This window comes from Collinsella sp. TM04-29 (genome assembly GCF_003466565.1).
Classification (GTDB): domain Bacteria; phylum Actinomycetota; class Coriobacteriia; order Coriobacteriales; family Coriobacteriaceae; genus Collinsella.
On record NZ_QSPW01000001.1, the window covers coordinates 885,407 to 897,361 of the forward strand.

Sequence of the window (11,955 nt, forward strand, 5' to 3'; positions counted from 1 at the left end):
GCTAGGCTTCCTTGCTCGGGAGCACCAGGATGCGGTGGCAGTACGGACAGTGCGTAATCTCGCTACCGTCGTGGTTGAGGTCGCTCATGGACGATGCCTGCAGCGCGGTGTGGCAGACCGTGGGGATGTTGCCCTGGATGGTCTCGACGGCCAAGCCGCGGAACTGCTTGAGCAGACGCTCGTAGTCGGTGAGCACGTCGGCCGGCAGCGTGGCGGCAAGAGCGGTGCGCTCCTTAGTGGCGGCTTCGATCTGAGCCTGCAGGTCGGCAGCCTTGGCGCGGGCGGCCTTGGTATCGGCCTTCACGCCCTCCTCGAACTTGGCGATGATGGCCTGCGCGCGGGTCTCGCGGTCGAGCGCCTCTTTGTGGGCGACAACGACATCCTTGCGGGTGTGCTCAATCTTGTCCAGACGTTTGGCCAGGGTGGCGAGTTCATTCTCCAGGTCCTGAACCTCGCGGTAGTCGGAGCCGTCGACGTGGCGCTTCTTGGCAGCATCGATGGCGTTGTTGGTCTGAATCTCGGTGGTGTTGAGATCGTCGAGCTCAATATCCAGATCCTTGCGCTGGGCGTAGAGCTTGGTCATCTCGGACTTGAGCTTCACATAGGTCTTGCGCTTGGAAGCGAGCTCCTTAAGCTCCGGCATATTGGCAAGTTCGCTCTTGTTGCGGGCGAGCTCCAAATCGATCTGTTGCAGCTTGAGTAGCGTAGCGCCGGCGCTCATAAGTTCTCTCCTTTTGTCACAGTCCACCATTGGCAAGGGTTCAGTATTTTAATCGCATGACGGGGGTCGACCCCGGCGTCAACTGCAGAGTTCATCAATATATCAACGAACGGCTCCTCAGAGCGGTCGTGACCGAGCAAGATCACCGGCAGCCCGCGCAAGGCAAGGTCTTGCGCCACGTGGTAGCCCGCCTCGCCCGTCACGACAACATCTGCGCCCGCGGCGATAGCGGGCTCTCCAAAGTCGCCCAGGGAGCCGCCCAAAATGGCGACGGTGCGGCACGGGTGATCGGCTTCGCCCCACACGCGCGGGTCGCTGCCGAAGGCCGTGGCAGCACGGGTGGCAAGATCGCGCAGCGTGCACGGGTCGTTGAGCGTTGCAAGCGCACCCAGGCCGGTGGTCTCGGGGTCGTCCACGTGCTCCAGCGAGCTCATGGGCTCAGCGCCCAACAACTCACTCAGGCGAACGCGCGCTTCGTGCGATCGGTCCAGGTTGGTGTGAAGCGAGATGATGCTCACGCCGCAACGAGCTGCCTCGTACAACGCAGCGCTGCATTGGGGACGCGATACATCCGCCGGGCAAAACGCCTCGGGAGCCTTGATATAGATGGGATGATGCGTCAGCAGCACGTTGGCGCCGGCCTCGAGAGCGCGGTGCACGTTATCCTCGGTCGCGTCGAGTGCGCAGGCAACACTGGTGATCTCGGCAGCGGGATCTCCCACAGATAGCCCTACATGATCCCAGCCCTCGGCGTCCGCTTTGGGGTAGCGCGCCAGCAGCGCACGTTCAAGCTCGGATAGGATCATGCGGCACCTACGATCGAGAGCAGCGTCTGGGCGAACTCATCCAGGTCGACAGGATTCACGCGGTCATCAAACGAGATGCGCAGTGCGCCCAGCGCCTGCTCGCGACCAATGCCCATGGCGCTGAGCACGTGGCTCGGGTCCATGTTGCCGCTCGAGCAAGCTGATCCGGCCGAAACCTCAAAGCCGGCGGCGTCGAGCTTAATGATGAGCTCCTCGGAGTCCATGCCGTCGACGTAGATTGAAACCATACCCGGCAGACGATCGGCCTGCGCGTAGTCGCCCATCGTGGCGTGAATGCGCGGGTGGGCCGTAAGCGTGGCGTAGAGCTTGTCGGATAAGGCCTGCAGCGTTGAGCGCTCCTGGGCAACATTCGGCAACAGCGCGGAAGCGGCAGCGGCAAAAGCCAGCTGCGCGCGCAGGTCCTGCGTGCCGGCGCGACGACCGGCTTCCTGCCCGCCGCCAAAGATGCGGGGGCGCAACGGCGTGCGGGTCTTAACGTAGAGCGCGCCGGATGCCACGGGGCCGCCAATCTTGTGCGCGGCAACGGTCATGGCGTCAACGCCCAACTCGTGCACATCGAGCGGAATATGCAGATACCCCTGGATGGCATCGGTGTGGAACAGGGCACCCGTGGCGTGCGCGGCGGCGGCAAGCTCGCGGATGGGTTGCACCACACCGGTCTCGTTGTTGGCGACCATAATGCTCACGAGCGCTACGTCGTCGCCCAACAAGTCGCTCAGCGCAGCGGGCTCTATGTAGCCCGCGCGGCAGGGCTGCACCAGGTCGACGGTAAAGCCGGCAGCACGCAGCAGCGGCAGATTGTCCAGAATCGAATCGTGCTCGATGGCCGAAACGATGACACGATCGCGCTTGCGGTCGCGCTGCCGAGCGCCCTCGGCAAGACCGAGGAGCGCCAGCTGGTTGGCCTCGGTGCCGCCGTTGGTCAGTACAATCTCGGACGGGCGGACGCGTGCGCCAAAGCTGCGGGCGATCTCGCGACGTGCGGCCTCCAGACGCGCAGCGGCCTTGCGGCCGAGCGAATGCAGCGAGTTGGGGTTGACGCCGGCAAGCTCGTTGTCGTCGTACTCGCGCTGCGCAAGGAGCGCCTCGGCGCGCATGGGCGTCGAGGCGGCATAGTCAAGATTCACGGGTATGCGGTTTTGACCTGCGGTCATAAGGGTTTATGCCTCCTGTGCGGCCTCGTTGCCCAGCTTCTGCAGCAGCGCAACCTCGGCGGCGGGATCTTCGGACTTAAATACGGCGGAGCCGGCTACGAGCACGTTGGCACCGGCCTTGACGACCTCGGCGATGTTCTTGGAAGAGATACCGCCGTCGACCTCGATCAGGGGCGACACGCCGTGGCGCTCGCACATGGCCTTGAGCTCGTGCAGTTTGGTAATGGTACCGGGAATAAAGCTCTGGCCGCCAAAGCCGGGGTTCACGCTCATGAGCAGCACCATGTCGACGACGTCGATGATGCTCTCGAGCACGCAGACGGGCGTTGCGGGGTTGAGCACCACGCCGGCCTTGACGCCGCGCTGTTGCAGGTGCGTGAGCGTGCGGTGCAGGTGCGTAGAGGCCTCGTAGTGGACGGTGATCATATCGGCACCGGCGTCGGCATACCAATCGACGGTCTCGTCGGGGTTCGACACCATGAGGTGCGCATCGACCGGCACGTTGGTGGAGCGCTTGACGGCCTTGAGGATGTCAACGCCAAAGGTGAGGTTACCGGTAAAGTGACCGTCCATAACGTCAAAGTGCACGTAGTCGGCGCCGGCGATCTTGTCGAGTTCGCCCTTGAGGTTGGCCATATCGGCCGAGAGGACGGACGGAGCGATTTTGATGGAACCCATGGTAGTAGCCTTTCTGCGCTAGTCGGTGAGTCCGTAGAACTCTTGCGATGGGACGCGGTCGGTGAGAATTTCGAGCGCCCTATCCAAAGTAACACCGTTGTAGAGCGTTTGCTCCACGGCAAAGGTGAGCGGAATGTCTACGCCCAGTGAACGGGCGAGCTCGCTGACGCTACGGGCCGCAACGGCACCCTCGACCACCATATGCGTGCGTGCCTGGTACTCTTCGAGCGACACGCCATGAGCGAACTCGTAGCCAAAGGTACGGTTGCGCGAATGCTCCGAGGTACAGGTGGCGATGAGGTCGCCCATGCCGGCGAGTCCCATGCAGGTTATGGCCTGTCCGCCGCGTGCGTGCACCAGTCGACTGATCTCGGCCAGGCCGCGCGTCATGATAAGGGCGAGCGTGTTGTCGCCCGCGCCAGTGCCGGCGGAGATGCCGCACACGATGGCGATGACGTTTTTCATGGCGCCGCAGACCTCGACACCGGTCATGTCCTGCGACAGGTAGATGCGGAATGCCGTGGACAGGAGCAGGTCCTTAAAGGTCTCCCCTATCTGCGGATCTTCGCTGGCAATGACGGCGGCAGAAAGTCCGCCACGGCAGATTTCCTCAGCATGGTTGGGGCCCGAGAGGGCAGCCACGCGCCGCTCGTTGCCGATTTCGCTGGCAATGACCTCGCTCATAAGCAGGCCGGACTCTGGCTCAATGCCCTTGGTGAGGCACAGCACCGGGGTGTCGGCGGCAATAAACGGCGCCGCCTGGTGACATACACTTCGCAGATGCGTCGAAGGCACGGCGAAGATGATGGCCTCGACACCGTCGAGCGCCTGCGCCAGCTCCGTCGTGGCGACAACGTTGTCGGGCAGCTTGTAGCCCACCAGATACCGGGGGTTGCAGTGCTCGCCGTTGATGCCGGCGGCCGTCTGCTCGCTATGGGCCCACATGGTCACGCGCTCGGCTCGCGCAGCGGCAAGGCCGGCGACGGCGGTTCCCCAGGAGCCGGAGCCAATCAGCGCAACATTCATGACTCTCTCCTACTTATCGTCGGGCTCGGTGACGCGCTTGGTAAACGAGAGCTTGGACTCCTTACCGGCCATGAGCTTTTGGATATTCGAGCGATGGGCCCACACCACGGTGATGCCGATCATCGCCATGCAAAACTTGAGACCCAGGCTGCTGTACGGAAAGACCGCGCAGGCAGCGATAGGAAGACCGATGGCGGCGGCAAGCGAGCCCACCGACACGTACTTGGTGATGGCGACGGCCACGATAAACATGCCCAGCAGCGACAGACCAATGGGCCAGTACCAGGCAAGAATCACGCCCAAGCCTACGGCGATACCCTTGCCGCCATGGAAGTTGAGGTAGGGAGAAAAGATGTGTCCCCACACGGCTGCCAGGCAAATGACACCGAGCATCCAGTCGCCGGGGGCTCCAGGCGCCATGATGTTCGGCGGAAAACCATAGCCCAGATCGGCGATGAGCGGACGGGCGATAAGGACGCAGATGGCGCCCTTAAGGCAGTCGAGCAGCAGCGTGAGCGCGGCCACCTTGGGGCCGGCCACGCGCAGCGCGTTGGTGGTGCCGATGTTGCCGGAACCCGCCTTGCGAATGTCCGTGTGGTTGAACACGCGGCCCAGGATCAGGCCAAACGGAATCGCCCCGATAAAGAACGAGACCACGGCGCAGATGGCGGTCAGCAGAATCGGATTATGCATCCTTTTGTTCCTTCTTCCTAAAGAAGAGTCGAATGGGCGTGCCGGCAAAATCGAAAGTCGAGCGCATGCGGTTCTCCACGTAGCGCTGGTAGGTGTCGTTGACCAGGTCGCTGTGGTTGACGAAGAACGTGAACGTCGGCGGGTTGATGCCCGTCTGAGTCACGTAGTGCATGCGCAGGCGGCGCTTGCCGTCCACCACGGTGTGGCCGAACTCGCGCAGGTCGGTGAGGAAGGTGTTGAGGCGCGAGGTGGTGATCTTTTGCGAGCGCGTCTTCTCGGCGGCGTCGACCATCGCCCAGATCTTCTCGACGCTGCGGCCGGTGAGAGCAGAGATGCGCAGGTACTGGGCCCAGGGAGCCATAACGCCCAGACGGCGGTCGACGGTCTCCATGCAGGCCTCGCGCTTGCGGTCGTCGTCGAGCAGGTCCCACTTGTTGAGCAGCACCACGATGGCGCAGCCGCGCTCGATGGCCAAGCCCATGACCTTCTGGTCCTGCTCGGTGACGCCCACAGAGGCGTCGACGACGAGCAGTGCCACGTCGGCGCGATCGATGGCGCGCAGGCCGCGGACCATCGAGTAGTACTCGATGTTCTCGTACACGGTGCTCTTCTTGCGAATACCCGCGGTGTCGACCATGCGGTAGTGCTTGCCGTTGCGCTCCACGACGGTGTCGATGGCGTCGCGCGTCGTGCCGGCAATGTTGGACACGATGGAGCGGTCGGCACCTAGGATGCGGTTGAACAGCGAGGACTTACCGGCGTTGGGGCGGCCGATGATGGCCACGTTCAGCGCATCGGGGAACTCGTCGGCGACTTCGTCCTCTTCCTCCGGAAGCAGGGCCACGATATCGTCGAGCAGGTCGCCCGTGCCGTGGCCGTGCAGGGCCGAGAGCGGCGTGGGCTCGCCGATGCCGAGCGAATAGAACTCCCAGATACTGTCGTTCTCGCGATCGGGGTTGTCGAGCTTGTTCACCAGCAGAAAGACCGGCTTGTCGCAGCGCTTGAGCATGCGGGCGACCGACTCGTCCTCCTCGGTGACACCGGTGCGGCCGTCGACCACAAACAGGATGACGGCGGCTTCCTCGGCGGCGGCGAGCGCCTGGTCGCGGATGGACGTTGCAAAGACGTCATCGCTCTTGAGCGGCTCGATGCCGCCCGTGTCGACGATGGTGAACTCGCGGCCGTTCCAATCGGCCGTGTGATACGAGCGGTCGCGCGTGACGCCGCGGGACTCGTGGACGATGGCGTCCGAGGTCTGGGCCAGGCGGTTAACGAGCGTGGACTTGCCCACGTTGGGGCGTCCGACGACGGCGACGATAGGTTTCATCTGCTCTCCTTTAATGGGTAGGGTCAGTGGAAATGTTAGAGTCCGCGGACACAATGCCAAGGATATGCTCCAGGGTATCGAGCAACTCATGCGGCATGGTCGACACCACATGAACCTCGGCACCGCGACTGGTAAGGCTTGCGAGTAAATCGTCACGATGATACTCGTCAAGCGTCATGCCGTCAGCGTTGAACATGAGCTTAGGCACAAAGAGCATAACCCCCGACAGGTCTTGGGGCAGCTGCTCCAGAATGTCACACGCGACGATGAGGCCGGTCACGTCCACGTTGCCGCCAAAGTAGCGGTTCTTGATGGCCGTGACAGTGCCGGCGAGTCCCTGGGGCGACTCCACAAAGCGGGCCACCGTGTCGCGTGCGCTGGCACCCGAGAGGCACAGCAGGTGCTGGCTGCGGGCGGCGATGGCCTCGCGGACGCGGGCCAGTCGCTCGGCATCGGTAGCCAGCACGTCGTCGGTCTCGTCCAGATACGAGCGGATCATGCCGATGCCGTCGTAGTACTGCGGGTAACCGTCGTAAAAGTCTGCCTCGGGAGGATCGATGCCGGCGTCCAGATAGAACTCGTCGCTCATCTGGAAGGTGTGGCGGCCAAAGCGCTCATAGGCGCGGTCCTGGTAGGGACGGATCATGGCAATGGTCTCGCGCGCTAGCTCGGGCTTGTCGCTGTAGGACCAGCTAAAACGGTTCTGATGCTTGGTAAAACCGAGCGGCACAATGCCCAGGCTTGTGATTTGCTCGTGCTCCTCGCAAAAGCGCAGGGTCTTTTCCAGCTCCTCGCCGTCGTTCATGCCGGGGCACAACACGATCTGCGCGTGAATCTCGATGCCGGCGGCCATGATGGTCTCGAGTACGTCCATGCCTCGCTGGGCGTTGCGGCCCATCATACGACGGCGGACGTCGGGGCTCACAGCGTGGACCGACACGTTCATGGGACTCATGTTGCGCTGGATGACGTTTTGCACGTCCTCGTCGGTGAGGTTCGTAAGCGTGACAAAGTTGCCTTGCAAAAAGCTTAGGCGATAGTCGTCGTCGCGAATATAGAGCGTGGAGCGGCCGCCCTTGGGGAGCATGGTCATAAAGCAGAACACGCAGGCGTTGACGCAGGTACGCATGCCGTCGAAGATGGGGCCATCGAACTCCAAACCCCAATCCTCGCCGGGAAAGCGGTCGAGCTCGACGGGGGTGACGGTGCCGTCGCGCGGGTCGAAAACCTCGAGCTCGACGGTATCATCGTCGGCCTCCCAGAGCCACACGATCATGTCGGTAAGCTGCTCACCGTTGACCGTGAGCACGCGCATGCCCGGCTCGATACCCACATCCCACGCGGGCGATTCGGGACGCACGTTCTTGACGAGCGCGCCCTCACCCGGCTCGGGGTCGCGGCTGCGCCCGTAATCGGCCACCTCGGCGGCGTATGCGGGTACGGTCTGGTCCATGGTTAGCGGCAAAGCTCCTTGATGCGCGTGACGGCGCGTTCGATGTGTTCTTGCGGGGTGGAGGCTCCGGCGGTGATGCCGATGTGGTGAGCGTCGGCAAACCACGCGGCCTGGAGCTCGGAAGCTTCCTCGATGTGATGCGTGTGCTCGCAGGCATCGGCACAAATCTGCGCCAGGCGACGCGTGTTGCCCGAATTTTTGCCTCCCACGACGACCATGCAATCACAGCGGTTGGCAAGGGTTGCGGCTGCCTGCTGGCGCTCGCTCGTGGCGGCGCAGATCGTGTTGATCACGCGCAGCTCCTGCACGCGCGGGGTGATGGAGGCCACAACCTCGGCCAGGTTCTGCGCGGTCTGGGTGGTCTGCACAACCAAGCCTACCTTGCCCTTGAGCGGCAGTGCGTCCGCATCGGCGGCGCAACTCACGACTTGAGCGTCATCACCAGCGTGGCCCAGAATGCCCTCGACCTCGGGGTGGCCCGGCTCGCCAACGACGATTACGCGGTAGCCCTCGCGCACCAGGCGCTCGGCCGCCACATGGACCTTCTTCACGTAGGGGCAGGTGGCGTCGACTACGGTAAGGTCACGCTCGCGAGCGGCCTCGATCACCTGCGGCACCACGCCGTGGGCGCGGATGATCACGGTGCCCGAAGCGGCGTCGTCCAAGGTGTCTGCCAGACCAACGCCTGCCTCGGCGAGCTCGCGCACCACGATGGGGTTATGGATGAGCGGACCCAGGGTGTGGATCTGAGCGTTCTCCCCCGCCTGCGGGGCGGCCGCCAGGGCCATATCGAGCGCGCGCTGCACGCCGTAGCAGGTGCCCGCGTGGGCAGCGATCTCGATGGTGGGGACGACCTCCTCTGCGGCGGCCGCAGCGGTATTCATGACGTTCTCACCCATGGCTAGAACCTGCCCGGGTGCTCGGCGCACAGGTCGTCGCGCATGGCGTAGACGCGACTCATGGCCTCGGACTCAAACCAGGCCAGGCGCTCCTTGCGCTTGAGCTCGGCCGGAGCATCGGATAGCGAGATGGCCTTGCCGGCGCGGATCCAGCACTTCTTGGGGCGCATGAGCTTTTTGCCTTTAGGAGTGATATCGGACCAGCCACAAATGGCGAGCGGGTTGACGGGCGCCTTGCCCATCTGGGCGATGAGCGCAAAGCCGCCGTGGACCTCGGGCTTGATATCGCGCGAGCGGATGCGCGTGCCCTCGGGGAAGATCAGGACGTCCTCGCCGCGCTGCAGCGCATGCTGGGCGGCGCGCAGGCACTTCATATCGGCAGTACCACGCTCCACGGGGATGCCGCCAACGCGGCTAAAGGCCCAGCGCACAATCTTGCTCTTGGCGAACTCGGATTTAAAGATGGGACGAATGCGGCGGCCCCCAAAGAACAGCGCCGTCTCCACGGCCAAGAGCTCGGCCATCGAGGTGTGGTTGCAGATGACCACGCTGCCGCGGCCGTCCTGGCGCTCAAACAGCAGGTCGGCATCCTCGACCTTCCAACGCCACATGAGCTTGGAGAAGGCCCACAGGATGGCCATGACCACGGCGACGGTGCCGCGGATGAGCGCGGGGAACTCGGCGTAGGGGGCGTTGTAGTAATCCTCGGGCGTCTGCTTAAACAGGCGCATGGGCTACCTCCTTTGGTTGATGAGGTCCTCGATAATGCGGACGACCTCGTCGATGGTGTGGGCGGTGGAGTCGACGTGCACGGCGTCCTCGGCGGGAATGAGCGGTGCGACCTCGCGGCTGCTGTCGAGCTTATCGCGCTGCCTGAGGGCGTCGAGGGTCTCGTCGACCTCGGCCTCGAGCTGCTCTTCGGTAAGCGGCTGGGCGTCGTTTTGATGGCGCTGCAGCACGCGACGACGGGCACGCTCGCGCGGGTCGGCGGTCAGGAAGACCTTGACCTGCGCGTTGGGGAACACGACGGTGCCGATGTCGCGACCCTCGGCGACGATGTCGCGGTCCTCGGCGGCGCGGCGCTGGTGGATGAGCATGGCGGCGCGTACGCCCGGGTAGGCCGAGACCTTGGACACGTTGGCATCGACCTGCGGGGTGCGAATGGCGGCCGATGCGTCCGCGCCGTCGATGGTCAGACGCGTGTCCTCGCCGGTGCCGTTGGTAAAGCGGATCTCGATCTGTTCGGCGAGGGCATCGATGGCCGCCTCGTCGTCCAGGTCGATACCGCGGTCGAGCGCGGCGAAGGTGACGGCGCGATACATGGCGCCCGTGTCGAGCTTGTTAAAGCCCAGCTGGCGGGCGATCTCTTTGGCGATGGTGGACTTGCCGGAACCGGCGGGTCCGTCGATGGCGACGATCATGCAATGCTTCCTTTCGGTGGTTGACGTGCTGGTATGGGACGCGGACGCTGCTTACTGGCGGACTGACTAGCCCGTGTAGCGCTCGCGGTAGGTGTTGCGCTTGGGCGCGGAGCCGTGGCTGCCGTGGTGGCGCGTGCGGCTTGCGGTGTTGGTCGCGGGCGCGGCAGCGCGCTTGGAGGCGGTCTGCTTGGGCGGAATGCCGCCGGCCTTGAGGATCTGCACCTCGCGGTCGGTGAGCTCGCGCCACGACCCCTTGGCCACGTCCTTGAGTTCCAGGCCGGCAAAGTTGCAGCGATGCAGGCGGATCACCGGATGGTGAATCTTGCTCAGCATGCGCTTGACCTGGTTTTTGCGCCCCTCGCGGATGATGACCTCCACGGCGGTGGTGCCGGGCTTGACGCCTTGCGGAGCCACGGCCTCTGCCTCGCGCGCGTTGATGACGCGGCAGATCGCCGGCTGGCACAGGCCGTCGTCGAGTTCGATGCCGCGGCGGAGTGGTTCTAAGTCGCGATCGGTCAGGTGGCCGTCCACGAGCGCCTGGTAGGTCTTATAGACATGCTTGCTGGGGTGCAGCAGATCCTGCGACAGGTCGCCATCGGTGGTAAAGAGCAAAAGGCCTGTGGTGTCTCGGTCCAGGCGGCCCACCGGGAATAGTCCCGGAAAGCGGTCGCGGGGGACCAGGTCGGCCACGCAAGGGCGCTCCTGCGGGTCGCTCATGGTGGTGAGGTAGCCGGTCGGCTTGTAGAGCATCAAGTACACGGCGCCCTGGTTGAGCTTGACGGGCATGCCGTCGACCTCGATATGGTCGCGGTCGACGTCGACCTTGGTGCCCAGTTCGGTCGCGACCTGGCCGTTGACGGTCACGCGGCCGGCAGTCATCAGGTCTTCCGACCCGCGGCGGCTCGCCACGCCCGCGCGCGCCAAAAAGCGCTGCAGGCGCATGGTGTGCGGATAGACGGGCTGGGCGTCGGACTCGTGCGTATCCGCGTTGGGTACCGCAGCGCCGGCGCGCGTCTCCCCTACTTCGTTAATCCTCGTCATGCAAATCCTCCGAGGTCTCGTCGACGACCAGGGTCTCCAAGTCCTCGATTGCCTCAACATCGTCAACATCGGTATCGAGCAGTTCGCGCTCCTCGTCCAGGTCCTCGGCCTGCTCCTCGAGCGTGGACTGAATGCTGCGGCCGCTCAGGCGTTCGCGGATAAACTGACGCGACTGCTCGTCGGGGGCAAACTGCTCCAGGTCGGGCAGGTCGCGGGTGGAGCGCAGACCGAACTTTTCCAAGAAGGCGTTGGTCGTGCCGTAGATGATGGCCTGACTGCGCTGGGGGTCGCGTCCGAGCTCGCGCACCAGACCTTTGTCCACGAGCGACGCGATGACGCCGTCAGAATTGACGCCGCGGATGCCTTTGACCACCTCGCGCGTCACGGGCTGGTGGTATGCGATGACGGCCAGTGTTTCGAGCGCCGCCTGCGACAGCTTTTGCGTGTCCCAGCTCAGCACATAGGCCTCGACCACGTCGTGGTAGGCGGGATGCGTAAACAGGCGCCAGCCGCCGGCGACCTCGCGCAGCTGAAAGCCACGGTTGGCCTCCTCGTACTCAACCTTGAGTTCGGCGAGCAGCGATGCGCACTCGCCGGGGGCGATATCCAGCGCACCTGCCAGCGCGGGCGCGCTCACCGGGTCGCTCGACACCAGCAGCAGCGCCTCGAGGGCGCCTTTGAGGCTGTTTGCCTCCAGCGTGGAAAGGGTTGACAT

The 11,955-nt window shown here is 64.2% G+C and carries 13 protein-coding genes; all 13 read right to left on the bottom strand.

What is annotated here, in order from left to right; translation table 11 throughout:
- Position 1: 1 nt before the first annotated feature.
- Entirely contained in the window at positions 2 to 721 is a 720-nt protein-coding gene (locus DXD39_RS04010) for a zinc ribbon domain-containing protein (protein WP_117803188.1), read from the bottom strand.
- The gene (locus DXD39_RS04015; RefSeq protein ID WP_117803189.1) at positions 718 to 1,527 is read right to left on the bottom strand and encodes a Nif3-like dinuclear metal center hexameric protein; all 810 of its coding nucleotides are present in this window, start codon (positions 1,525 to 1,527) and stop codon (positions 718 to 720) included. Before DXD39_RS04015 ends, DXD39_RS04010 begins: the two co-directional genes overlap by 4 nt.
- The gene (locus DXD39_RS04020) at positions 1,524 to 2,702 is read right to left on the bottom strand and encodes a cysteine desulfurase family protein (RefSeq protein WP_117803190.1); all 1,179 of its coding nucleotides are present in this window, start codon (positions 2,700 to 2,702) and stop codon (positions 1,524 to 1,526) included. Before DXD39_RS04020 ends, DXD39_RS04015 begins: the two co-directional genes overlap by 4 nt.
- A 6-nt stretch (positions 2,703 to 2,708) precedes the next feature.
- Positions 2,709 to 3,380: a ribulose-phosphate 3-epimerase gene (rpe, locus tag DXD39_RS04025; protein WP_117803191.1), complete on the bottom strand. Its 672-nt coding sequence runs from the start codon at positions 3,378 to 3,380 to the stop codon at positions 2,709 to 2,711.
- Positions 3,381 to 3,398: 18 nt separating this feature from the next.
- Positions 3,399 to 4,406 carry an NAD(P)H-dependent glycerol-3-phosphate dehydrogenase gene (locus DXD39_RS04030; RefSeq protein ID WP_117803192.1) on the bottom strand — a complete coding sequence of 336 codons (1,008 nt, stop codon included), beginning with the start codon at positions 4,404 to 4,406 and terminating at the stop codon, positions 3,399 to 3,401.
- A 9-nt stretch (positions 4,407 to 4,415) separates the two neighbouring features.
- Positions 4,416 to 5,099 carry a glycerol-3-phosphate 1-O-acyltransferase PlsY gene (plsY, locus tag DXD39_RS04035; RefSeq protein ID WP_117803193.1) on the bottom strand — a complete coding sequence of 228 codons (684 nt, stop codon included), beginning with the start codon at positions 5,097 to 5,099 and terminating at the stop codon, positions 4,416 to 4,418.
- Positions 5,092 to 6,426: a ribosome biogenesis GTPase Der gene (der, locus tag DXD39_RS04040; RefSeq protein WP_117803194.1), complete on the bottom strand. Its 1,335-nt coding sequence runs from the start codon at positions 6,424 to 6,426 to the stop codon at positions 5,092 to 5,094. Before der ends, plsY begins: the two co-directional genes overlap by 8 nt.
- Positions 6,427 to 6,436: 10 nt before the next feature.
- On the bottom strand, positions 6,437 to 7,879 hold the full coding sequence (locus DXD39_RS04045) for a DUF512 domain-containing protein (protein WP_117803195.1): 1,443 nt from the start codon (positions 7,877 to 7,879) through the stop codon (positions 6,437 to 6,439).
- 2 nt (positions 7,880 to 7,881) lie between these two features.
- Positions 7,882 to 8,778 (bottom strand): 4-hydroxy-3-methylbut-2-enyl diphosphate reductase, encoded by an 897-nt coding sequence (locus DXD39_RS04050; protein WP_117803196.1) that lies wholly within the window; start codon positions 8,776 to 8,778, stop codon positions 7,882 to 7,884.
- A 2-nt stretch (positions 8,779 to 8,780) separates the two neighbouring features.
- Positions 8,781 to 9,509, bottom strand: a complete 729-nt coding sequence (locus tag DXD39_RS04055) for a lysophospholipid acyltransferase family protein (RefSeq protein WP_117803197.1) — start codon at positions 9,507 to 9,509, stop codon at positions 8,781 to 8,783.
- Between the two features lie 3 nt (positions 9,510 to 9,512).
- A complete protein-coding gene (gene cmk / locus DXD39_RS04060) occupies positions 9,513 to 10,199 on the bottom strand; it encodes a (d)CMP kinase (RefSeq protein WP_117803198.1) in 687 nt (228 codons plus the stop codon).
- Positions 10,200 to 10,265: 66 nt separating this feature from the next.
- On the bottom strand, positions 10,266 to 11,240 hold the full coding sequence (locus DXD39_RS04065; protein WP_117803199.1) for a pseudouridine synthase: 975 nt from the start codon (positions 11,238 to 11,240) through the stop codon (positions 10,266 to 10,268).
- A complete protein-coding gene (gene scpB / locus DXD39_RS04070) occupies positions 11,227 to 11,955 on the bottom strand; it encodes an SMC-Scp complex subunit ScpB (RefSeq protein ID WP_117803200.1) in 729 nt (242 codons plus the stop codon). The genes DXD39_RS04065 and scpB overlap by 14 nt, the downstream gene beginning before the upstream one ends.

Excerpts from the sequence above, each read along its gene's own strand:
- plsY (WP_117803193.1), bottom strand. The coding sequence starts at position 5,099 with ATGCATAATCCGATTCTGCTGACCGCCATCTGCGCCGTGGTCTCGTTC.
- rpe (WP_117803191.1), bottom strand. The coding sequence starts at position 3,380 with ATGGGTTCCATCAAAATCGCTCCGTCCGTCCTCTCGGCCGATATGGCC.
- DXD39_RS04055 (WP_117803197.1), bottom strand. The coding sequence starts at position 9,509 with ATGCGCCTGTTTAAGCAGACGCCCGAGGATTACTACAACGCCCCCTAC.
- scpB (WP_117803200.1), bottom strand. The coding sequence starts at position 11,955 with ATGTCAACCCTTTCCACGCTGGAGGCAAACAGCCTCAAAGGCGCCCTC.
- DXD39_RS04020 (WP_117803190.1), bottom strand. The coding sequence starts at position 2,702 with ATGACCGCAGGTCAAAACCGCATACCCGTGAATCTTGACTATGCCGCC.
- DXD39_RS04030 (WP_117803192.1), bottom strand. The coding sequence starts at position 4,406 with ATGAATGTTGCGCTGATTGGCTCCGGCTCCTGGGGAACCGCCGTCGCC.
- DXD39_RS04015 (WP_117803189.1), bottom strand. The coding sequence starts at position 1,527 with ATGATCCTATCCGAGCTTGAACGTGCGCTGCTGGCGCGCTACCCCAAA.
- DXD39_RS04065 (WP_117803199.1), bottom strand. The coding sequence starts at position 11,240 with ATGACGAGGATTAACGAAGTAGGGGAGACGCGCGCCGGCGCTGCGGTA.
- DXD39_RS04045 (WP_117803195.1), bottom strand. The coding sequence starts at position 7,879 with ATGGACCAGACCGTACCCGCATACGCCGCCGAGGTGGCCGATTACGGG.
- DXD39_RS04050 (WP_117803196.1), bottom strand. The coding sequence starts at position 8,778 with ATGGGTGAGAACGTCATGAATACCGCTGCGGCCGCCGCAGAGGAGGTC.
- cmk (WP_117803198.1), bottom strand. The coding sequence starts at position 10,199 with ATGATCGTCGCCATCGACGGACCCGCCGGTTCCGGCAAGTCCACCATC.
- der (WP_117803194.1), bottom strand. The coding sequence starts at position 6,426 with ATGAAACCTATCGTCGCCGTCGTCGGACGCCCCAACGTGGGCAAGTCC.
- DXD39_RS04010 (WP_117803188.1), bottom strand. The coding sequence starts at position 721 with ATGAGCGCCGGCGCTACGCTACTCAAGCTGCAACAGATCGATTTGGAG.